16 protein-coding genes are annotated in these 23184 nt (G+C 39.4%); 15 read left to right on the forward strand and 1 reads right to left on the reverse strand.

All coding sequences use genetic code 11. The features are described 5' to 3' along the window. The first annotated feature begins 2 nt into the window (after positions 1-2). The 10 genes from DRF67_RS12725 (at position 3) to DRF67_RS12770 (ending at position 10636) form a co-directional block, all read left to right on the forward strand. A complete protein-coding gene (locus DRF67_RS12725) occupies positions 3-989 on the forward strand; it encodes a glycosyltransferase family protein (RefSeq protein ID WP_115928666.1) in 987 nt (328 codons plus the stop codon). A 3-nt stretch (positions 990-992) separates the two neighbouring features. After that, complete coding sequence (locus DRF67_RS12730; RefSeq protein ID WP_115928667.1) at positions 993-2180, forward strand: glycosyltransferase family 4 protein; 1188 nt, start codon at positions 993-995, stop codon at positions 2178-2180. Between the two features lie 6 nt (positions 2181-2186). Then, positions 2187-3230, forward strand: a complete 1044-nt coding sequence (locus DRF67_RS12735; RefSeq protein ID WP_115928668.1) for a glycosyltransferase family 2 protein — start codon at positions 2187-2189, stop codon at positions 3228-3230. Positions 3231-3235: 5 nt separating this feature from the next. Further along, positions 3236-4234, forward strand: a complete 999-nt coding sequence (locus DRF67_RS12740; RefSeq protein WP_115928669.1) for a hypothetical protein — start codon at positions 3236-3238, stop codon at positions 4232-4234. 10 nt (positions 4235-4244) lie between these two features. Beyond that, on the forward strand, positions 4245-5345 hold the full coding sequence (gene glf / locus DRF67_RS12745; RefSeq protein ID WP_115928670.1) for a UDP-galactopyranose mutase: 1101 nt from the start codon (positions 4245-4247) through the stop codon (positions 5343-5345). Position 5346: 1 nt separating this feature from the next. After that, on the forward strand, positions 5347-6201 hold the full coding sequence (locus tag DRF67_RS12750; protein WP_115928671.1) for a glycosyl transferase family 90: 855 nt from the start codon (positions 5347-5349) through the stop codon (positions 6199-6201). After that, positions 6198-7097, forward strand: coding sequence for a glycosyltransferase family 2 protein (locus DRF67_RS12755; RefSeq protein WP_115928672.1), 900 nt, complete (start codon positions 6198-6200; stop codon positions 7095-7097). The genes DRF67_RS12750 and DRF67_RS12755 overlap by 4 nt, the downstream gene beginning before the upstream one ends. A 1-nt stretch (position 7098) precedes the next feature. Beyond that, positions 7099-7977 carry a glycosyltransferase family 2 protein gene (locus tag DRF67_RS12760; RefSeq protein ID WP_228435805.1) on the forward strand — a complete coding sequence of 293 codons (879 nt, stop codon included), beginning with the start codon at positions 7099-7101 and terminating at the stop codon, positions 7975-7977. A gap of 144 nt (positions 7978-8121) precedes the next feature. Beyond that, positions 8122-9630, forward strand: coding sequence for a glutamate--tRNA ligase (gltX, locus tag DRF67_RS12765; protein ID WP_115928673.1), 1509 nt, complete (start codon positions 8122-8124; stop codon positions 9628-9630). 49 nt (positions 9631-9679) lie between these two features. Further along, positions 9680-10636 carry an acetyl-CoA carboxylase carboxyltransferase subunit alpha gene (locus DRF67_RS12770; RefSeq protein ID WP_115928674.1) on the forward strand — a complete coding sequence of 319 codons (957 nt, stop codon included), beginning with the start codon at positions 9680-9682 and terminating at the stop codon, positions 10634-10636. Positions 10637-10691: 55 nt separating this feature from the next. On the opposite strand, the gene DRF67_RS12775 is transcribed toward DRF67_RS12770, so the two are convergent. After that, positions 10692-11471: a DUF6759 domain-containing protein gene (locus DRF67_RS12775; protein ID WP_115928675.1), complete on the reverse strand. Its 780-nt coding sequence runs from the start codon at positions 11469-11471 to the stop codon at positions 10692-10694. A gap of 144 nt (positions 11472-11615) precedes the next feature. On the opposite strand from DRF67_RS12775, the gene tsf reads away from it, so the two are divergent. The 5 genes from tsf (at position 11616) to DRF67_RS12800 (ending at position 23094) form a co-directional block, all read left to right on the forward strand. Further along, positions 11616-12443, forward strand: a complete 828-nt coding sequence (gene tsf / locus DRF67_RS12780) for a translation elongation factor Ts (RefSeq protein ID WP_115928676.1) — start codon at positions 11616-11618, stop codon at positions 12441-12443. Between the two features lie 359 nt (positions 12444-12802). Next, positions 12803-15619: a T9SS type B sorting domain-containing protein gene (locus DRF67_RS12785; RefSeq protein WP_115928677.1), complete on the forward strand. Its 2817-nt coding sequence runs from the start codon at positions 12803-12805 to the stop codon at positions 15617-15619. A gap of 139 nt (positions 15620-15758) precedes the next feature. Beyond that, positions 15759-18611 (forward strand): T9SS type B sorting domain-containing protein, encoded by a 2853-nt coding sequence (locus DRF67_RS12790; RefSeq protein ID WP_115928678.1) that lies wholly within the window; start codon positions 15759-15761, stop codon positions 18609-18611. 112 nt (positions 18612-18723) lie between these two features. After that, positions 18724-22122: a T9SS type B sorting domain-containing protein gene (locus tag DRF67_RS12795; protein WP_115928679.1), complete on the forward strand. Its 3399-nt coding sequence runs from the start codon at positions 18724-18726 to the stop codon at positions 22120-22122. Between the two features lie 180 nt (positions 22123-22302). Continuing rightward, on the forward strand, positions 22303-23094 hold the full coding sequence (locus tag DRF67_RS12800) for a hypothetical protein (protein WP_115928680.1): 792 nt from the start codon (positions 22303-22305) through the stop codon (positions 23092-23094). The last annotated feature ends 90 nt before the right edge of the window (positions 23095-23184 follow it).

Below are 23184 nucleotides of genomic sequence, written 5' to 3' on the forward strand. Positions count from 1 at the left end.
GGATGAAGATTTGTATCATTAGTTATGATTTTTGGGATTATGATAAGTATATTGTTGAAACTTTATGCAGGCGTGGCATTGAAGCATACCATATAAAAATCAGCAGCGTTACGCATTCCAATTTTAACGAAAGAGCAGTGAATGCTTTAAGCAAAACTTTTTTAAACAAAAATCTTAAGACGGAGAAAAGACAGAAATATGTATTGGATTCCCTGGAAAAACTGGGCCATCAGGATCAGATTCTGGTTCTGAATCCGGATACATTTGATGTATCGACGCTTGAAAAAATAAGAAAATATACGGACAGGATGATCACCTATCTCTATGACAATCTGGAAAGAGTTCCGGTAGAAGATAAGCTGCACCTTTTCGATAAGATCTTTTCTTTTGATATTATAGATGTACAGAAGCATGGATTTGAAAAGATAACGAATTATATCTATCTTCCTTATACGCCAAAAGAAACCCAACATCCGGAAATGGATCTTTTTTATATCACTTCCTATGACAACAGAAGGGTTTCCATGATCAAATTACTGGCTAAAAAATTGATTGATCAGGGATTGAAATTCCAGATTATGGTCATTGGAAAGAAATCCTGGAAACATCAGCTGGCCAATATCTTCATAAAGGTTCCTAAAAACCTGTTCCTCATTTTCAGCATCAAAAAAATACCACATAACGATCTCCCTGTCTATTATAAAAACGCGAAGGTTCTGCTGGATCTGATGCGCGAAGGGCAATACGGATTGAGTTTCAGAGTTTTCGAAGCAATGTCTTTGGAAAAGAAGATCATCACAGATAATGAAGCCATTAAAGATTACGATTTTTACAATCCCAACAATATTTTGATTTTAAACGAAAGCATCAGTAACATTGACCCCTCTTTTTTTGAAGTGCCGTACGAAAAAATTCCGGAAGAGATTTATTACAGATATACCCTGGACCACTGGGTAAACAAAATTTTTGATTTAGATACTAAACGTTAATCCATGGGAATCTTAAAGAAAATTAAAAAACATTTCAAACGAAAAGAAAAACTCAGCGCACTTCAGACTCAGGACATTATCAATATCCACTTGTATGATGCTTCAGAAAAGACGATTCTTTTTGCCTCCAGAGATTTTCCCACCCATGATAAGGATTCGGGGTCTAACAGGCTGAAGGAGATTATTCTTATCTATAAAAAGATGGGGTACAACTGTATTTTATTTGCGCCTCATATGTTTGAGGACGATCCCTATGTGCAGTTTTACCAACAGCAAAATGTGATTGTTTTTGTAGAAAACAATACCTATAAAAACATCTATGCCTTTATTTCTTCTTTTAAAAAGATTGACTACATATGGTTCAATGGTCCTCTTGCTCTGAATCTGTTCTATAAAAAATTGAAAAAAATTCTGCCGCAGACCAAGTTCATTTATGATATGGTGGATATTCATTTTCTAAGGTTCAAAAGAGCGATTGAAATAGAGCCAAACCGAATTTCACTGAAGAAAAATTACAAACATTTTTTCCACCTGGAAACGGTCATTGCTCCGCAGCTGGATTATATTGTGGCCATCTCTGACAAAGAAAAAGAAGTCATGAGCCAGTATGCAGATAAGAATAAGATGATTACGATTTCCAATATTCATTATCCTAAAATTGATATTTCCGAAAGAAAAGGATTTAAGGAGAGTAAGGGAATTATTTTCATTGGATCGATCCATGAACCCAATATTGATGCCGTGAAGTTTCTGTACGACAAAATAATGCCCATTGTCTGGAAAACCAATCCGGAACTGGAAGTAAAGGTCATCGGAAATGTGGCAGATAAGCTTGATATCAAACAATATCCAAAATTCAAATTCCTGGGATTCGTGGAAAGCGTGGAAGAGCTTTTTATGACCTCCAGAATTATGGTGGCTCCTCTAAGATTCGGAGCGGGTGTAAAAGGAAAAATAGGCCAGGCATTTGAGTATTTTTTCCCTGTGATTACTACTGATATCGGTGCCGAAGGTATGCAGCTCAACGATAATAAAAACGTTTTAATAGCCAACGATGAAAATAGTTTTGCAGAAGCGATCATCCGTCTGAATACCGATGAGACACTTTGGAATACCTTACGTGATCATTCTGTCGACAGCCTGAAACCATTTTCTATTGAAGCCGTAAGTTCTACCTTGAAAGAAATCTAATACAAAGTGAATAATTCCCATTTTCTTGTCAGCATTATTGTTCCATGCTATAACGCCTCTTATTATGTAAAAGACGTGCTGGAAAGCATACAGAACCAAACCCACCGCAACATTGAATGCATCATCATCAATGACGGCAGCACAGATCATACGCTGGAAATACTGAATGGCTTTTCAGACGAAAGATTTCATATCTATAGCCATGAAAACAAGGGACTTTCAGATACCAGAAATTTCGGACTGGAAAAAGTGACTGGCGACTTTACTTTTTTCTGTGACAGCGACGACCTTCTTCCTGCGGATGCTATTGAGAATCTGCTGTCAAGCTATACCGGTAAAGAAGATATCATTATTGGCAAAACAGCTACTTATTCCTGGGAAGAGAAAAAAAACATCTCTTTCCTTCCTCACCCTGAAGAAAAAAGAGTCGTGGAAAATAAAAACGAGGAAGTCCTTATTCAGAATATGACTGAAGGCTTGAGTCCGATTGCCCAGAATAAACTGTACAGAACGGAATTCTTAAAAGATAATAATCTAAGATTTCTGAGCGGGATTTATCACGAAGATGAGCTATGGTTTTTTGAAACCTTATTTAAAGCCGCGAATGTAACTTTTATTCCTGCAGTCACTTATCTGTACACGGTTGATAACGCACAGTCCATTACTAAAAAAAACAGTGATAAAAACCTTTTGGGATACCTGAGCGTTATTGAGACGATTTATACCCGATACTATCTGAAGTATCCTGAAAAAAATGCAATTGCCTACTATATTTCTTATCTGAAAAAAATTGTCATTGGAAATTATAAGCATCATGGACATTATTCTGCTGAAGCGGTACAGAGTATGGAAAAAGTCTTCAAAGAAGTCAATCCGAAATTCAGTGACAGTATTCCATTAAAAAGTACTGAAAAAAAGTATTTCAGGTACCTGAACGCCATCAGTTTGAAGGATGCTGAAAGCATAAAAAAAGAATATTTCAACAATCCTGTTAACAGTCTCAGAAAACATTTTAAAATTTTATTATTCAGTATCTTTGGCTCAAAATAAAAAGTGTGAAAAAAGGAAAATTTCTTTTGGTGATGCCTGATTATTCTGACTTTCCAGACCTTTTTTTGGAAAACCTGCAAAAAGAAGGCTTTGAAACGTACCTGATCACAGACAAAGTTTCAAAATTCAGGTATAAAGGTGCTGAAAGTGTAAAAAATTTCTTCATCAAAAATATTCTGAGAAACAAAGACTACAAACAGGGACTTGTCAACCAGCATTTTTATGATACGCTTTCGGAAAATCTTTTAGCTATTAAAGGTGAATTAGATTATATCCTGGTGATTCGTCCGGATAATTTCCCAATCCCCTTTATAAAAAATCTAAAAAAAAGAACAAAACAGCTGATCGCCTATCAATGGGACGGAATTGAAAAGTTTCCGGAAATTAAAAATTATTTTAATTTGTTCGACACCTTTTTCTGCTTTGAAAAAGTAGCATCCCAGCCCAACATCAGACCTATCACAAACTTTTATTTCGACCACATCCCTCCTGCTGATAAAAAATACAATACGGAAAAACCCGTACTGTACTTTGTAGGATTATACTGGAAAAGCCGCGAGGAAAAGATAGACCGTTTTATAGAGGAAGTTTCAGGACTCTCTGTGGAATTTTCCATCTTCATTCAATATTTCAGACATCAGGAACCCGAAAAAAAGAATGATCGGATTCACTACATCCAGGATAGGATCAGTTTTCAGGAAAACCTGGAGTTGGTAAAAAATTCGGATGTTCTTTTAGATTTTGTAGATCCTTTACACAATGGACTATCCATTCGTTTTTTTGAGGGAATGTATTATCATAAAAAAGTGATCACAGATAATATTATGGTAAAAAATTATGACTTTTACCATCCTGACAATATCTTTGTCGTGGAAAATGACAATTACAAAAATATCGAACAGTTTCTGAAAACACCTTATTCTGAACTCCCGGATGAAATTGTAAAAAAATACGGTTTCAGCAACTGGATCCAGGAAATCATTAAAGACCAGAAACTGCTCTAAATAATCATACATGAAAAAGTACTTAATCATAGGAAGTGGCTTCTCAGGAAGTGTTTTGGCACAACAGCTTTGCGAAAACAATATTATCCATGTAGTAGAAGAAAGAAGCCATATCGGAGGAAACTGTTATACAGAAAAAGATCCGGAAACAGGGATTACACTGCACCAATATGGTCCGCATATTTTCAATACAGACAATGTGGAAGTCTGGAACTATATTCAGCAGTTTTGTGAAATGGTTCCATTTATCAACCGTGTAAAATCAGTATACCAAAATCAGGTCTACTCTCTTCCCATTAATCTTCATACTATTAATCAGTTTTTTCAAAAAGATTTCTCACCTAAAGAAGCAAGATCTTTTATCGAATCATTGAGCGATACTTCCATTGAGGTTCCAAAGAATTTTGAGGAACAGGCATTGAAATTTGTAGGGAAGGATCTTTACAAAGCCTTTTTCCATGGTTACACAAAAAAACAGTGGGGCTGCGAACCCACAGAACTTCCTGCCAGTATTTTAAAAAGACTTCCGGTAAGGTTCAATTATAATGACAATTACTATGCGATGCCTCTTCAGGGAATTCCAAGAAACGGGTATACTGAGATTTTTGAAAAGATGCTTGATCATCCCAATATCACGGTAACATTAAATAAAAAAATCACCGCCGAAGAAATTGATTTCTCAGAATATGATCACGTTTTCTATTCCGGACCTATTGATGCTTATTTTGACTATAAGTACGGGAGACTCGGCTACCGAACAGTATTCTTCGAAAAATTTACAGACGAGGGAGATTTTCAGGGCAATGCAGTGATCAATTATGCAGATCAGGAAATTCCGCACACAAGAATTCATGAGCATAAGCATTTCACCCCGTGGGAAGATCATGAACAAACCGTTTATTTCAAAGAGTTCAGTAAGGAAACGGAGGAAAACGACATTCCTTATTACCCGAAAAGATTACAGGGAGATATAGAAATGCTTGAAAAATACTCTGAAGAGAAAGATAAGCTTTCCAACATTACGTTTATAGGAAGACTTGCCACATACCGTTATATGGATATGCATCATGTAATTGCAGAAGCGTTGGAAACCGCAAAACGATTCAGGTAATATGTTGTGGAAAAAAAAGAAAAAACAGGAATCTCCCAGGGAGCTGCTGAATATTACGACCCGTAACGGGCAGATTGCTTCAGTAGACAATCACAACTCTTTTCAAACAAGGGCCGAGTCCTCGCTTAAACAGGTATTGGATGCCATCAAGCTTGGAATTCCGCAGCATGAGATTCAATTCAGTCTTCATACCGGAGACTTCCCCACCGAATCACTGGTAAAGGGGAACTTTTATTATTGCTGTGAAAAAAAGGAAGATCTTGATTTCGTTTTTCCGGATTTTATATTCGACCATTGGCAGCAGGCCGGAATTCCGGATTTTAAGAAGACGGTTTCTGAAATTCAGAAGGAGGCGGAAAAACCGTACCTTCATCCAAGAATGCTATGGATCGGTAATGTTCAGACCCATCCTAACAGGGAAAAGATTATTAAGTATTCTGAGCAATATCCTGATCTCATCGAAGCCTACAATACATACGTGGATCAGGCAGTTCTGGGCGGAAAAAAAGACATCCCATATATTACCCTGAAAGACCATACCCACTATAAATATTTAATAGATATTGAAGGAAAAGGCTACAGCGGAAGAATAAAAATGCTGCTGTTCACAAAAAGGCTCCTGTTTCTCCAGGACAGAGTGTGGAAATCATACTATCATTTTGAACTTGAGCCCTACAAACACTTCATTCCGGTGAAAAATGATCTTTCTGACCTTATGGAGCAGATGCGATTCGCAGAGCAGCAGGGAGAAGAATATTATAGAACGATAACACAGAACGCTTATGATTTCGCTGTTGAAAATCTGCAGTACGAAAAAGCCGTTCAGAGAATACAAAAGTTAATTTCAGCCTTATGAGCCATCCCAATTCTATCTGTGCTGTTGTAGTGACTTACAACAGACTGGAATTTTTAAAAGAATGTATTCAGGGAATACTGGATCAGACGACCCCGCCTGACAGGATTATTATTGTCAATAACGGTTCAACAGACGGAACAGAGGCCTATCTTAAAACGTTGCATCAACCGCAGATTGAAATAGTAACTCAGGAAAATATTGGTGGTGCCGGCGGATTTCATACCGGTATTAAAAAAGCCTACGAATCCGGTTACGGATGGATCTGGGTAATGGATGACGATGTGGAACCCTTCAAAGATTGCCTGGAAAACCTTTTACATTATAAAGAACTTTCAAAATGCATCCATCCCTTGAGAATTTTCAGTGACAATAATGAGATATTCAAATGGGAACATTATTTCGATCACAGAACGTGCATGCCGATTTTACATCATAATATTTCTCTGGAACATAAAGACTACTGCTACGTAAATACGGCTTGTTTTGAAGGAATGCTTATTCACAGGGATATTGTCGAAAAAATAGGCTTCCCGAAAAAAGAATACTTTATTGCTGGAGACGATACAGAATATGGTATTCTTGCCAATCTATACACAAACGTCATGTATACAAAAACGGCTGTAATGTATCGGAAAAGAGTCGTCATATCACATAAAATACGTCCTTTACAGGCTTATTATGAATACAGGAACCTGTTTTTACTGAGAAAAAATATCAAGCCTTATTTTCCGGGAAGCTTCAGTTCGATGTTCTATAAAAATCTGTACAAAAACTGTTTTTCAAAAATCATGACCGTTATCAAAGGAAAAGAATATCCATTCTCAGAAAAAAAACTTCTCATTTCCAAAATGATTAAGGGAATACGGGACGGTAAAAAGATCTATAAAAATAAATAGTATGAGCATGAACTCTCTAAAGATATCTGTCATCGTACCTTGCTATAACCAGGCCGTTTTTCTGGATGAATGTATTCATTCTCTGATCAACCAGACCTATTCCAACTGGGAGTGTATTGTGGTAAATGACGGAAGTACGGATCATACAGAAGAAAAAGCTCTGGAATGGCAGAAGAAAGACAGCAGAATAAAATACATAAAAAAAACAAATGGCGGTCTCAGCTCCGCCAGAAATGCAGGTATTGACAATGCGACCGGAGATTTTGTACAGTTTCTTGACAGTGACGATTTTCTGTATAAGGAAAAATTGGAAAAATCAGTTCAAAAAATAGACCGCAAAGACAATACGATTGTCATCACAGACTTCCAGAGGTTTGACGATGCAACTAAAAAACTCATTCCCCCACACTGTATCCTGAAAGAAGAATATTTCAATCAAAAAGATATACTGCTGGAATGGGACCATAGTTTTTCTATTCCGATTCACTGCGCTATCTTTTCTAAAGATATTGTGGAAAAATACAAGTTCAACGAACAGCTTAAAGCCAAAGAGGACTGGATTTTCTGGTTGCAGGCTTATGGAGATCATCCAAAAACCCATTTTGTGAACGAATATCTGCTGGCCTACAGAATGAGTTCTGCAGGGATGACCAATAACGAATTCTTTATGTACGAAAATAAGACCAAAGCAATTGGTAAGCTGGAAGAGATCATCTCTGACAAAGATTTGCTTAGAGCCTTTTTCAAACAAAATCTTTTATCTGCGATGGAGGAAAATTTTCAAATGATGGAAAGAATCAGGTTGCTGGGTTATAAAAGAACCATGAAATATAAAATCAACAAGGTTTTAAAAATACTGGGTATCAAAAGAAAGGGATAAAATATTAGAAATAGCAGCGTTAATGATAATGACTGCTATTTTTTTTATATTCTCGTCTATTCTAAAAAATAACTTGTTAAAATTAGGCTCTGCAACCCGTTTAAAATCTATAAATTAAGTAAATTTGCAAAAATTAAAATTGAAATGGAGAAAGTAAGAGTACGTTTTGCTCCAAGTCCTACGGGACCTTTACATTTGGGAGGCGTAAGAACTGCATTATATGATTACCTTTTTGCTAAAAATCAGGGCGGAGAATTTGTATTGAGAATTGAGGATACAGATACGGCAAGATATGTGGAAGGTGCTGAAGAATATATTGAAGAAGCTTTGGAATGGTGCGGAATTATCCCTGATGAAAGTCCTAAAAAAGGAGGGAAATTTGCTCCTTACAGACAATCCGAAAGAAGAGATATCTACGACCGCTATACAGAGCAGATTCTGAAAACCGATTATGCATACCTCGCTTTTGATACTCCGGAAGAGCTTGATGCCATGCGTGCAGAGTTTGAAGCTAAAGGAGATGTTTTCTCTTATGATAACAAAACAAGAAACCGTTTAAAAAACAGTCTTGCCCTTTCTGAAGAGGAAGTTCAGAGATTGCTGAATGAAAAAACACCTTATGTTGTTCGTTTCAAGATGCCAGTGGACCGCGTGTTGAATCTTGAAGATATTATCCGTGGAAAATTTTCTGTCAATACAAATACCCTGGACGATAAAGTTCTGGTAAAAAATGACGGAATGCCCACCTATCACTTCGCGAATATCATTGATGACCACGAAATGGAAATTTCTCACGTCATCCGTGGGGAAGAATGGCTTCCTTCTTTGGGCCTTCACACCCTTTTATATGAAGCCATGCAGTGGGAAGCACCACAATTTGCCCATCTTTCTCTGATTTTAAAGCCTGAAGGAAAAGGAAAGCTGAGCAAAAGAGACGGAGATAAATTCGGATTTCCGGTATTCCCACTTGATTTCAAGGATCCTGCAACAGGAACTGTTTCCAAAGGATACAGAGAAAACGGTTATCTTCCTGATGCCTTCATTAATATGGTAGCGCTATTGGGCTGGTCCCCTGCAGATGATAAAGAAATCCTTCCTATGGAGGAGATGATTAAGGAATTCGACCTTCACAAAGTACATAAAGCAGGAGCCAGATTCAGTAAAGAGAAATCAGAGTGGTTCAATCATCAGTATATTCAAATGAAGACGGATGCGGAACTTCTTGAGCTTCTTAAAAATACGAAATATGATCTTTCAGATGCTTCCGATGAAAAGCTGCTTAAAGTCATTCATCTGATGAAAGAAAGAGCTACTTTCCCAAAAGATATCTATGAAAACGGAAAATTTTTCTTTGAAGCCCCGGGATCATATGATGAAAAAGCATCAAAAAAAGCGTGGAATGACGAAACATCCGCCGTTTTGGGGAATCTTGCATCAGCTCTTGAATCTGCCGACTTTACCGCTGAATCACTGAAGCAGACGGTACATGATTTTGCTGAAAACAAAGGTTTGGGAATGGGTAAAGTGATGATGCCTTTACGTTTGGCATTGGTAGGAGAACTGAAGGGACCGGACGTTCCGGATATCCTGGAAGTCCTTGGCAAAGAGGAAAGTATCTCCAGAATAAACAATGCTATAAATAATTTTAAATAAAATTACCATAATTTTTCATACATTTGAAAGATTTAATTTACTTCAAGAAATGGAATATTTAAGTTTCGAACTTCCTATCAAAGAATTGATGGATCAATACCAGACGTGTTCTTTAGTAGGAGAAGAAAGTGGTGTTGATGTAAAATTAGCATGCAGCCAGATTGAGGATAAGATTTTGGAAAAGAAAAAAGAAATCTACGGAAATCTTACCCCTTGGCAGAGAGTACAACTATCCCGTCATCCTGATCGTCCTTATACATTGGACTATATCCACGGAATGGCAGACAAGGGCAGCTTCCTGGAACTTCACGGAGACAGAAATTTTGCTGATGATCCGGCAATGATTGGAGGATTGATGACCCTTGACGGCCAGAGAGTGATGATCATAGGAACTCAGAAAGGAAGAACAACTAAAGAAAGACAGCACAGAAGATTTGGTATGCCAAATCCTGAAGGATACAGAAAAGCTTTACGATTGATGAAGCTGGCTGAAAAGTTCAATATTCCTGTAGTTACTTTGGTAGACACGCCGGGAGCTTATCCTGGATTAGAAGCTGAAGAGAGAGGACAGGGAGAAGCGATCGCCAGAAATATTTTTGAAATGGTTCAGCTTAAAACGCCGATTTTTACTTATATCATTGGTGAAGGTGCCAGTGGAGGAGCATTGGGGATAGGTGTAGGAAACAAGGTATATATGTTGGAAAACACATGGTATACGGTAATTGCACCGGAAAGCTGCTCTTCTATCTTATGGAGAAACTGGGATCACAAGGAAGATGCAGCGAATGCATTGAATCTTACTCCGGCAGATGCCCTGAGAGAAAAGTTTATCGACGGAATCATTGAAGAACCACTTGGAGGTGCTCACTATGATGTAGAGACCACCTACCTGAACTTAAAAAATTCTATTTTACAAAATATCAAAGCTTTTTCCAAATTTACCGGTCAGGAGCTTGAAACCCAGAGGCAGGATAAATTCATTGCGATGGGACAGTTTAAAGGATAAAAATAAAAGGTTAAGAATGATTTCTTAACCTTTTTTACTTTAGTTTTCTTCTCCATTAATCGGCAACATTGAGGGCGATCTCAATATCCTGATTAATTTTCTTTAATGAGGAATATTTAGCATCACACACCATCGTGGTCAGTACATATTCCCCTTTATCTATTAAAATAAAATTTTCTCCCCTGGCAGGAACGCTCAGGTTATAATATTTTTTGCCGTTTATTTTTACAATCAGATTACAGGCTGATCTGTTTTTAATATTGACGTAGGCTTCATTTTTGTTGACATCAGTACTAAAAAGATGAGTAAGCATCGCTGCTCTTCTTTTATTTTCTTCACTGGGTCCGGCTTTAGATGCTCCTGCGCTTTTTGCAGATCCTACCGATGCATAGCTGCTTCTACCTTCTTTTAACAGATCTTCTTTTAAAGCATCGATGGCGGCGACCGTCTTATCATCTGCTGTTGTTGACGCTTTACCAGCAGGTGCCGTTTTTTTGGCAGCTATTACTTTACCGCTGTTCAGCTCATTATTTTTAACAATATTTTCAATCTTCTCTTTGCTGATAGGTTTAATAGTAGGTTTTGCCTCTGGAGAATTATCTGCCATGATCATATCGATCAACTTTCTTTTAAAAAAATCTGTTCTTGCATGTCCTGGATTTTGCTTCAGAAAGCCTGCAATCACTCTGGCTTCCTTTGAAACCTCAGCTTCCTGCTCTGTATAGATGATGATCGTCTCTTTTTCTACAACAGCTTTAGATTTTGATTTCTTCTTTTTTTGAGAGAAACCAAGCGAGAAAATGCATATAAACAGGAGAAAGAAGATTTTTTTCATTAATTAAAACTTTAAAATAGTATTAAATATATTAATAACGTGAAAAGTCATTTTTTAGTTTATCATTAAAATCATTATCTTTGCACTGCTCTAAAATTAAGCTAAAAATTAATACTAATCTTTAAATAAAAAATAATAGATATTATGTCTTATACACCAGTTGCTGCAGACGTAGCTAAATTAAGAAACCAAACAGGTGCAGGTATGATGGACTGCAAGAAAGCTCTAGTTGAAGCTGAAGGAGACTTCGAAAAAGCGGTAGATATCCTTAGAAAAAAAGGACAGAAAGTTGCTGCTAACAGAGCTGACAGAGAGTCTACTGAAGGTGCAGTAATCGCAAGAGTAAATGAAGACAACACGTTAGGTGCTGTAATCTCTCTAAACTGCGAAACTGACTTCGTTGCTAAAAATGAAGCGTTCATTGAGCTAGCTTACGAATTGGCTGAAATGGCGATCTTCGCGGCTACTAAAGAAGAGCTTTTAGCTACAGATTTCCACGGAATCACTGTTGCTGAAAAATTAGTAGAGCAAACAGGAGTGATCGGTGAAAAAATCGAGATCGGAGCTTTCGAAAGAATCGAAGGACCATTCCTTGGAGCTTACATCCACGCTGGAAACAAAATTGCTGCAATCACTGCGCTTTCTTCTAAAGTAGAGGGAGCTGATGAGGCTGCTAAAGCTGTTTCTATGCAGGTTGCTGCAATGAACCCAATTGCTCTTGACGAAACTGCTGTTTCTCAGGAAACTATTGACAGAGAATTAGAAATCGAAAGACACAAACTTACTGAAGAAGGTAAGCCTGCAAACATTATCGATAATATCCTTAAAGGTAAAATGCAGAGATTCTACAAAGACAACACTTTGGTACACCAAGACTTTATTAAAGACGGAAGTATCTCAGTTGCTGACTATGTAAAATCTGTAAATTCAGATCTAAAAGTAACAGGATTTGTAAGAGTAAGCCTAGCTTAATCAATCTTTCAGAAAATATGAGATCCCGGTGAAAATTTCACCGGGATTTTTTATGTAGAAAAATCACCGGTACGCACCCAATATAGAGACCCATTTAAACAGTTAATAATGACGCAAGCCTCTGTTTACATATATTCCAACCACAATTATACCCTGATAGAAACGTTGCTTACAAAATCTTTCTATGGAAACATACCGGGATTTCAATCGTTAAGCAAAGCTGTACTTTTCAATTACCATTTTCATACTCACTATGGATTTTAGTTAAGAATCGAGAATAATTTTTAACTTTTATTTACATTTCATTAATGGTATTACATTTTTTATTTTAATTTTGTAGAAATCCTAATTCCATACACATGAAAAGATTTCTACTCAGTTTGGTGTTAATTTTTCTGACCTTTAATACCCTCTTTGCACAAAGGGATACTGAACATTGGATTGCTCCTTACTACGACAGCAGTTACAGTACGTTTTCCAATTATACAAACGCGCTTTATTTATCTACAGACTCTGTAACCCCATTTGCTGTAAAGGTTTACCGCAAGGATGCCTTAATAGGAACTGTTACCATCAGTAAAGGTGATCCTCAAATTTTGGATATTGACCTGGATGTTATAACAGCTGTCACTGAAGGTGAAGCTTTTGTCACTTCTGATAAAGGTATATATGCACAGGGAGAAAAACCTTTTTATTGTAGTTTAAGGCTGGCTCAGTCTTCTCATGGAGAAATTATTACCAGTAAAGGAAAAGCAGGGATCGGTAAAGAATTTTACGTGGCAACAAGTCCGAATACGGACACCAACAGTCTTTATAATTTTACAGCAGGCGTACTTGCTACCGAAAATAATACCCACGTAACAGTAACCTGGAGTAATGCCGCAGTTACCTTCATCAACGGAACTCCAACCGGGACTACCCAAAGCTTCACGCTGCAGAAAGGAGAATCGTTCATCATGGCCGGGGACGGGAATGACGCTGCTAACCAAAATGGCTTCATGGGAGCCAAAATTGTATCTGACAAACCGATTTCTCTCACGAACGGAAGCTGTAACGGAAACTTCGGTGCTACCACCGGAGGTACGGATGCCATTATGGACCAGTCTGTACCTACAGACAGACTTGGAAATACCTTTGCCATGGTGAAAACACTTTCAACAAGCCCCAGTCTGAATATGGAAGGCGGACTTATTATTGCCACGCAGGATAATACAGATATCTTTCTGAATGGTTCCACCACTCCGGTACAGACCCTCAACGCAGGAGGCTGGTACAGAATCAATGAAACAAGCTACGTAACCCAAACGGGTGCAGGAACGCATTCCAATATGCTTATTTCAACGTCTAAAAATGTATATTTATATCAGTTTATTGGAATAGACAACCAATCCTATAACGGAGGATTTAACTATATTCCGCCATTGAACTGCTTCCTTCCAAGAAAAATTGATGAAATCGGAAAAGTAAATGAGATGCCGGGTATCTCCTCTACCATTACATTAAAATTAAATATTCTAACCGAAACCGGTGCCACGGTGATGGTAAACGGAATTCCTCCTACACCTGCCCAAGGCCCATATCCGCTTACAGGAAATACCCAATGGGTGACATATGCCCTTGAAGGGATAGCCGGAAATTTGACCATTACCTCTACCAAAGCAGTAACTGCTGGTATTAACGGTGGATACAGTACTGCAGGCTACGGAGGTTATTTTGCCGGATTTTCTTCCATTCCTGTCATTGCTAAAAAAACGGGAGAATGTGTTCCCGGATTAATTCTTGAATTGGATGAAGGATACGAAAGCTACCAATGGTACCGTAACGGAACAGTCATTGCAGGGGCTATATCAAATACCTATACACCAACACAATCAGGAAACTATACGGTAAAAGTAACCATGGGAACATGCCCCCCTGTTACCACACCAATCTATAAAGTACAGACGTGCCTGAAGCTTACAACACAAGCAGTTAGTGCCTGTTCTACCAAGATTATTGTACCGACGTTTACGTCATCCACGCAGACTCCAGTACCGGGCACCGTAAAAATCCTTACCGCTCCTACTAAAGGTACTGCTGTTGTAAATGCAAACGGAACGATAACCTATACTCCAGAAGCCAATTATTACGGACCAGATCAGATCGTCTATACATTCTGTGGAGACTCTGCCGAATTCACAGACTGCGAACAGGTAACCTTAAATCTTACTGTAGTTCCATTCATTGTACAGGACGTTTCTATCACAGCATGTTGGTATGATGTTGCTCCTTACGCTTACTTTGACCTTACTAAGGCTAAAGTAACCGATTATGCAGCCGCAATAAAAAAATACTACCGCACACAGACTGACCTGAATGCAGGAACCAATGAAATAACAACTCCTGATAACTTCCCTTCCACAGGCGGAGTGGTTTATGTAAAGGTAACGACGGCAGAAGGGTGTACTGCAAATGCAAAAATCACACTTGTTCCACTTCCGATCAAGAAGTCACCAACATTGGTAGACCAGTACATCTGTATGGACGCCAGAACCAATCTTGACGCCGGTCCAGGATATGACTCCTATCAATGGAGTACAGGTGCCACCACTTCGGGAATCAGAGATATTGGGGTGGGAGAGTATACTGTAGTCCTTGGTAAGGACGGATGTTTCCTGACTCAGACTGTAAAAGTTAAAAAAGCTGACGATCCGGTGATTCAACAGATCGAACTTAATAATAATACGGCAACGGTTGTTGTAGCTGGAGGAAGACCTCCGTATAAATACTCGGTAGATGGAACGGCAAACTGGCAAGACTCCAATATTTTTACAGGTCTTACCAGAGGACAGCATACTTTCTATGTAAAAGATTTCTATGACTGTACTCCAGTTGCTGTCGAACTCACCGTACCGAATCTGCTCAATGCGATCACACCTAACGGCGATAATGTAAATGACTATATTGACTACAGTGAGCTAGGCTATAAAGAAAATCTTACTTTCTCAATATATGACCGATATGGAAATACTATTTTCACCGGAAATAAATTCAATAACTACAGATGGGACGGGAGACACTTCGATAAAAAAATCGTAACCGGCACCTACTGGTACCATATCAACTGGAATGAATCCAATAAGGAAAAGACCCCAATAAAATATACAGGTTGGATTCTTGTAAAAAACAGAGAATAGCTTATTAAACCTTATTCTGTATAGGCCACGATTAACCAATCGTGGCTTTTTTTATCAATTTATTAATTATTATTAGCAAATATTTTCAATATTAATTAATTATTCTGCTATTTTTGCAGAAAATCAAATCCAATACTCTATGAAGAAAATTTTATCTGTTATTGTGTTATTATTTGCGGCGATCAATATGCTTTTTGCCCAAAGAGACACAGAACACTGGTTTGCCCCCATGGCTGCCAGGTCACCTAAAGTGGTGACTCCCAAACAAGCCCTCTACTTTTCTACGGATTCTGTGACACCCTTTGCCGTAGAAATCTTCAGCAATAATGCATTATTAGGAACTGTTACCATCAGTAAAGGATCTCCACAGACATTCGATATCCCACTGAACAGAATGGTAGCCAGCACCAATAGTGAACTTTTCTCGCCGGGAAATAAAGGCCTGTACACAAAAGGAGCCAAACCTTATTTTGTGACCTACAGGTTTTCCGTAAGCCAACATGGTGAGATATTAACCTCAAAAGGAAAAGCCGGTATAGGCACAAAATTTTACGCAGTAACCGCTCCTCTTGAAGAGCTTAACGGTGAATATAATTTTACAACAGGGATCTTAGCCACTGAAGATAATACTCAGATAACGGTATCAGACTACTCTGCCAATATTGAATTTACGAATGGATGGAATGCCATCAACCACCCGACCCTTACTTTTACATTAAATAAGGGACAATCCTATATTATTGAGGGAGTTGGCGACAAAGCAGTCAATAAAGAAGCTTTCATCGGAGCCAAAATAGAATCCGACAAACCAATATCCGTAACCAACGGGAATTTTAATGGCCAGTTTGCTATGGCTGCCGGAGGCTCCTACCAGGGATCAGACATTATCATGGACCAGTCTGTACCGGTAGACCGGTTAGGCAATGAGTTTGTTGTGGTAAAAGGGAATGGAGATATTGCCAGAAGAATGGAAGACGCCCTGATCGTTGCAACAGAGGGCGGTACACAGGTATACATCAATAACGGGACAACTCCTGTAGCAACACTGGCTGAAGGCGAAAGCTACAGAGTCAACAAACTGACGAATACAGGTTACATCAACCAGGGAAATAACCATTACAACATGTACATCAGAACGACAAAAAATGTATATGTCTATCAGCTGATGGCCGGAGTTGCAGGCAGCAATGCCACCCTTGGTTTTAATTATATCCCTCCATTGAACTGCTACCTTCCGAGAAAAATTGACGAAATAGGAAAAATCAAGGATCTTCCTTATCAGGGATCACTTTCCGGACACATTGTAAAACTGAATATCCTTACAGAAACCGGAGCGGCAGTAACCATCAACGGTGCTACCCCGCCGGCTGCCCAGGGCCCTTATCCGGTTACAGGCACGCCAAACTGGGTTTCTTATTCTGTACCTGATATCTCGGGTAACGTGACGATAACATCAACAAAAGCGGTTACAGCAGGTATTTCCGGAGGAAGTGGTGTTGTGGGGTATGGAGGGTATTTCTCAGGATTCTCTTCTATCCCCGTTATTGCCAAACAGAACGGGGATTGTATTCCCGGACTCGTACTGGAAGTAGACGACAGTTTTGAAACCTATCAGTGGTTTAGAGACAATACGGCCATTGCAGGTGCGACCTCCAATTCATATACTCCTACACAATCAGGAAACTATACCGTAAGAATCACGGTAGGCTCATGCCCACCGGTAACGACTCCCATATACAAAGTGTATACCTGTCTTACGAAAACGACCCTCAACGACACGGTGTGCGATGGAGTAAAGCAGATTGTTCCCACCTTCTCAAGTTCTACGCAAACTGTAGTTCCCGGAACCGTTACAATCATTACCCCTCCTACCAATGGAAATGCAGTTATTGATCCTGCTACAGGAGTCATAAGCTATGCGCCTGCCTATAATTATATAGGCCCGGATACCATTGTATACAAGTTCTGCGGAAACAATCCTGACTTTACAGACTGTGAGGAGGTTACCTTAAACCTTACCGTATCCGAAAGTCCGATTGTTAATGATGCTTTATTAAGAACCTGCTTCCTGGAAGCGAATATTGCCACAGGACAGTTTAATCTTACCAATGCAAGTGTTCACGGAGCAGGCACCTTTACCAAAAAATACTATCCTTCTCTTGCAGATGCGCATGCAGGAACCAATGAGATTTTAAATCCAACCGCTTATGTTGCTCCGAACGGAGTGGTCTATATCAAAGTAATTAATGGAAACGGATGTTACAGGGTCGCACAGGTAACTTTAGTGGTTCTTGCTCCGGTAAAATCCGATGTGCTGGTTGATAAAATTATCTGTATGGAAGGCAAAACAACACTTGATGCCGGTCCAGGATTTAAAAGCTATGAGTGGAGTACGGGAGCCACTACCCAGGCTATTCATAATGTAGGTGTTGGGGTTTACTGGGTAAAGCTTACCACTGGCGAATGTGTGACAATGCAGTCCGTAAAAGTCTATGCATCAGAACAGCCTGTGGTTGCAAATATTGATATTTCAAGCAATACGATAACAGTGTATGTCATAGGCGGAACGCCACCGTACCAATACTCTGTTGACAATATCAACTGGCAGAATTCAAATGTATTCAACAATATGCCACGAGGTGCTGCAAGCATCTATGTAAAGGACGATTACAACTGCGAGCCGATACAAGTAGATTTCACGATTCCTAACCTTATTAACGTTATCACTCCTAATGAAGATGGTATCAATGACGCGATTGATTATTCTTCACTGGACATCAAAAATAATCTGGTACTGAACATTTATGACCGGTACGGAATTAAGGTTTACCAGGTAGATAAATCCACCGGATATAAATGGAACGGAACCTTCGATGGCAGCAAAAGAGTCCCTACTGGAAGTTACTGGTACGAAGTAAGCTGGAATGAAGCCAATAGTAAGCAGACGCCGATAAAATACACCGGATGGGTTCTGGTAAAAAACAGAGAATAACCACTTTGTTGGTCATTTTTAAAACCACGATTTCAAAGTCGTGGTTTTTTTATTATTATTTCAAGCATTCAATAGTTTTTATTATTAAATTTGTGATAAATACCATTACTGAATGAAGAAAATTCTATCTTTTTTATTTATATTTTATATTTTCACCTCTGCATTTGCTCAATTGGACCGGGAGCATTGGTTTGCTCCGATGGTAGACCGTACAGGAGCTCCCAACCAATATCAGAAGCTTTATCTGTCTACCAATAGAACTACTCCTTTTCCGGTTAATATCTACAGCAACAATGTACTGATCGGAACAGTAACGATTAGTAAAAATAATCCGCAAAAATTTGATATCCTAAGAGATTATATCATTACCACACAACAGACGGATCTGTTTACACCCACTTCAAAAGGATTATATGTAAAGGCAGAATTTCCTTTTTATGCCAACTTCAGGTTTTCAGTATTCAACCATGCAGAAATCATTACTTCCAAAGGAATTCCTTCAACAGGAAAAAACTTCTTTACCGCCTCAGCACCTATTACGGTAAGCAATAGTATTCTGAATTTTATGACCAGTGTTTTGGCTACGGAAGATAACACTACGGTTACCATTTCCGGATACAGCCCCGCTGTTCAGTTTTCAAACGGGACAACCGGAGCAACCAACCCCACCCTGTCTTTTACATTAAATAAAGGCCAGTCTTATATTATTGACGGAATTGGAAATATCACAGGAAACTTTGATGGTTTTATCGGTTCCAAAATTACCTCCAACAAACCCGTCAATGTCACCAACGGAAATTTTAACGGCCAATATGCCGGTGACTTTCCTTCAAGCTCAGATATTTTAATGGATCAGGCTGTTCCGGTAGACAGGCTTGGAAATGAATTTGCCCTGGTAAAAGGTAATGGAAGTATTGGGGCAAATATGGAAGGTGCTGTGGTGATCGGTACCGAAGACAATACCCAGATCTATGTTAATAACGAAATTGCTCCCGTGATGACCATCAACACCGGAGATTATTTTGTAATTCCAGACACCAAGTACAGCCCACAGGGCAACGGACATTATAATTTATATATTAAAACATCCAAAAATGCCTATGTCTACCAGCTTCTTGCCGGAGATTCCAATACCGGAAATGAAGTCGCCACGGGTGGTTTCAATTTTATTCCTGCTTTGAACTGCTATCTTCCGAAACAGATCAATGAACTTGGCTTCATCAATGAGAATTTTGTTCATTCCAATGGAAATATCGGCGGAATTCTTAATGTTCCTACCAAACTAAACCTTATAACCCAACGAGGAGCTTCAGTGACAGTAAACGGTGTTACGCCCCCTGCTACAACAGGCCCCTACGACATGACAGGAACTACTAACTGGGTGACCTACGGAATTCCCAATGTGACAGGAACCATTACCGTAGTCTCAGACAAAGCCATCACTGCAGGGATCACCGCAGGGAGCGATGCGGTGGGATACGGAGGATTTTTTGCAGGATTTCCCACACAGCCCGTTATTCTGAAGTCAGGAGGAGGTTGTATTCCGGGAATCGTTCTTACCGTAGACCCGATTATTTATGACTCCTATCAATGGTATAGAAACGGAGTACTGGTTGCGGGAGCAACAACATCTTCGATTACTCCCACGCAGTCTGGTTATTATACCTGCTCTGTAACGATGGGCAGCTGCGCTCCTTTAGTGACAGAACCTGCCAAAATCCTGAACTGTACCAAGCTCAGCACTCAGATCTATAATGTATGTACAGATAAGACAATAGTCCCTGCTTTCAGCAGTTCACAACAGACGCCTGTCCCTGCCACGGTAGCGATCACTACCCCTCCGGCCCTGGGAACCGCAGTGATAAATCCTGCTACAGGATCCATTACCTATACGGTAACCACTCCCGGAACCACAGGAACCGATACCTTTACCTATACTTTCTGTGGGAACGATCCAGATTTCCCAGATTGTGAAACCGTTACAGTAACCATTAATATCCAAGCCCTTACGGTCACCAACAGAACTATATATGCCTGTGATATCAACGGACAAGGGACCTTCAATCTTACGACTGCAAATGTCACCAACAACGCTCCCGTCACGATAACTTATTATCCGACATTACCGGATGCCCAGGCTGAGAATCCAGCCGCACTGATTACAAATCCTACATCATATCCTGCACCAAACGGTACCATCGTCTACGCCGTAGTCAAAAATGATCTGGGATGTAAGAGCATCGCAGAGATAAGTCTTTCTCTCTTTAACAAAGCCATCGTTGTTAATAACTACAATGGTGTCTTCTGTGATGACAATCTTGACGGAACAGTAAATATCATACTGGCCAACATTACGCCTATTGTTCTCAATAATCCTGTATATTTTACTGGCGTAAGGTATTATGCAAACCTTGCAGATGCCAATGCCGGTAATGCCAGCACCCTTCCTAACCTATGGAGCTATACTGCTCCCACCACAATTTACATCAGGGTAGATTCTCCGGATGGATGCGCTTCGGTGGTGAGTCCTTTAAATTTCAGCATCGGCGCAAGAATCCAACTGATGACAAAAACAGTAACTGAAAGTGTATGTGATGATGATCTTGACGGAATAAAAGCAGTCAATCTTGCGCAGTTTATTCCTCAGTTCACATTAGATCCAAATGTCACTTTCACCTTCCATGGAAGTCTGGCAGACGCACAAAGCAATAGCAACCCAATCGGGGCAGCAGTAAATATTACCACTTCCCAAACGTTTTATATCCGTTTTGAAAAAAATGGGGAGTGTCCTGAAGTAGGAACCCTTACGATCACCATTAAAGTTCCTAAAAAATCAGACCTGCTAAAAGATCAGGCTATCTGTCCGAAAGCAACCACTACTCTGAATGCCGGACCCGGCTTTGAGAGGTATGTATGGAGTACCGGCGCTACAACCCCCTCCATTACCAATGTTTCCGCGGGAAGCTACTGGGTAGAACTCACCTCTAACGGCTGCGTTTATAAGCAGTTCGTTACTGTTACGGAATTATCACTTCCCGTTATTGCTTCTATCGAGATTGACGGCACTACAGTAAAAGTTGGGGTAAGCGGTGGTACTCCGCCGTATGAATATTCATTAGACGGAGTGGTATGGCAGGCTTCCAATGTTTTCTACAATGTTCCGAGAGGAGCACATCATGTTTTTGTACGGGATTCTAAGCTATGTGGAGAAGTAAAAAAAGCATTTGCCATTATTAATCTCATTAATACCATTACACCGAATGGCGACGGCCATAATGAAACCATAGACTACTCAGCTTTAATGGCCAATGACAATCTTATCTTCCGGATCTTTGACCGGTATGGTGCTGAAATATTCAGAGGCTCTCCGGAAAACCGGTATATATGGGACGGAAGAGTCGGTGGCCGGTATGTTCCAACAGCTACGTATTGGTATATCATCAGCTGGACAGAGTATGGCTCTACGGTTTCGATACAATATTCAAGCTGGCTTTTGGTAAAACACCGGTAAAAATATTGGTACAAGCCGGAAGACATCAATGAGTTTTCCGGTTTTCAGTCTTCAGATCCCTGTAAAACCGCTTTATAACACTCATTAACAGTTTAATGTTAAAGTTTAATATAACTTTAACCACTATTCTTGATCCAATACACAGAAATTGCTGTATTTCTATGTAATTTTGCCAATTATATGAAGAAACTGTTTACTCTATTGCTATTGGTGTTTCTGGCAAAGATCAATGCTCAACTATATTCCGGAGAGGTATTCCTGAGGGACAACTCTATTTTATATCTTAATCAGGTCTACGTGACCAACCTGAACACTCAAAAGACCGTTCTTACTGACTATAATGGTAATTTTAATGTCCCGGCCAAAGAGGGAGATGTGATCCGTTTTACCTCGATTGTTACGGAGAGAAAAGATGTGAAGCTGACCCCCCAGATGATGGAGCGGAAAAATCTGGTAGAGCTTAGAATTGCCTACTATGAAATTCAGGAAATCGTACTGAGCAGATTCAAGCCTACGGGAAATCTCCGGTATGATGTCAACTCGCTCAGAAAAGAGGATAAGGCATTGGCGATTAAGAAAATCATCGGGCTTCCTGAACCTAAAGGGGACGGCACGCCACCGGAACTTCCCGTGGCAGGATTAAGAGATGGTGGACTTACCTTCAGCCTGGGAAGTATTTATGATATCCTTTCCGGTGAAAGAAAGAAAAAACAGCGTTATCAGGCCTATGAAAATATGAATAATTCAGTTACTCAGATAAAAAATTATCTCGGGAAGGATTACTTTACCCGATTTAAGATTCCTGAAAATTTAATTGACAACTTCCTACAGTTTGTCTATACTTCTGAAAACATCCAGCCTTATGTACTCGCCGGAAATTTTGAAGCGATTAAAGTTCCAATTGAAAAATATTTGCCGATCTATCAGAAACGATTAAGAAACTCCCACCTTCAGGAAGTGGTAGGCAAGTAATCCTTAATAGAATTACAGGTTATACACTATATGATAATCCATACACCTTCTGTATGGGTTATTTTTTTTAAGAATACTGATCTCCATTGA

It is taken from the genome of Chryseobacterium pennipullorum, assembly GCF_003384725.1.
Taxonomy (GTDB): Bacteria; Bacteroidota; Bacteroidia; order Flavobacteriales; family Weeksellaceae; genus Chryseobacterium; species Chryseobacterium pennipullorum.

Coding starts and splice junctions, on each gene's coding strand:
- DRF67_RS12730 (WP_115928667.1), top strand. CDS start 993: ATGGGAATCTTAAAGAAAATTAAAAAACATTTCAAACGAAAAGAAAAA.
- DRF67_RS12795 (WP_115928679.1), top strand. CDS start 18,724: ATGAAGAAAATTCTATCTTTTTTATTTATATTTTATATTTTCACCTCT.
- DRF67_RS12800 (WP_115928680.1), top strand. CDS start 22,303: ATGAAGAAACTGTTTACTCTATTGCTATTGGTGTTTCTGGCAAAGATC.
- DRF67_RS12790 (WP_115928678.1), top strand. CDS start 15,759: ATGAAGAAAATTTTATCTGTTATTGTGTTATTATTTGCGGCGATCAAT.
- DRF67_RS12760 (WP_228435805.1), top strand. CDS start 7,099: ATGAGCATGAACTCTCTAAAGATATCTGTCATCGTACCTTGCTATAAC.
- DRF67_RS12775 (WP_115928675.1), bottom strand. CDS start 11,471: ATGAAAAAAATCTTCTTTCTCCTGTTTATATGCATTTTCTCGCTTGGT.
- tsf (WP_115928676.1), top strand. CDS start 11,616: ATGTCTTATACACCAGTTGCTGCAGACGTAGCTAAATTAAGAAACCAA.
- DRF67_RS12725 (WP_115928666.1), top strand. CDS start 3: ATGAAGATTTGTATCATTAGTTATGATTTTTGGGATTATGATAAGTAT.
- DRF67_RS12755 (WP_115928672.1), top strand. CDS start 6,198: ATGAGCCATCCCAATTCTATCTGTGCTGTTGTAGTGACTTACAACAGA.
- DRF67_RS12785 (WP_115928677.1), top strand. CDS start 12,803: ATGAAAAGATTTCTACTCAGTTTGGTGTTAATTTTTCTGACCTTTAAT.
- glf (WP_115928670.1), top strand. CDS start 4,245: ATGAAAAAGTACTTAATCATAGGAAGTGGCTTCTCAGGAAGTGTTTTG.
- DRF67_RS12770 (WP_115928674.1), top strand. CDS start 9,680: ATGGAATATTTAAGTTTCGAACTTCCTATCAAAGAATTGATGGATCAA.
- gltX (WP_115928673.1), top strand. CDS start 8,122: ATGGAGAAAGTAAGAGTACGTTTTGCTCCAAGTCCTACGGGACCTTTA.
- DRF67_RS12750 (WP_115928671.1), top strand. CDS start 5,347: ATGTTGTGGAAAAAAAAGAAAAAACAGGAATCTCCCAGGGAGCTGCTG.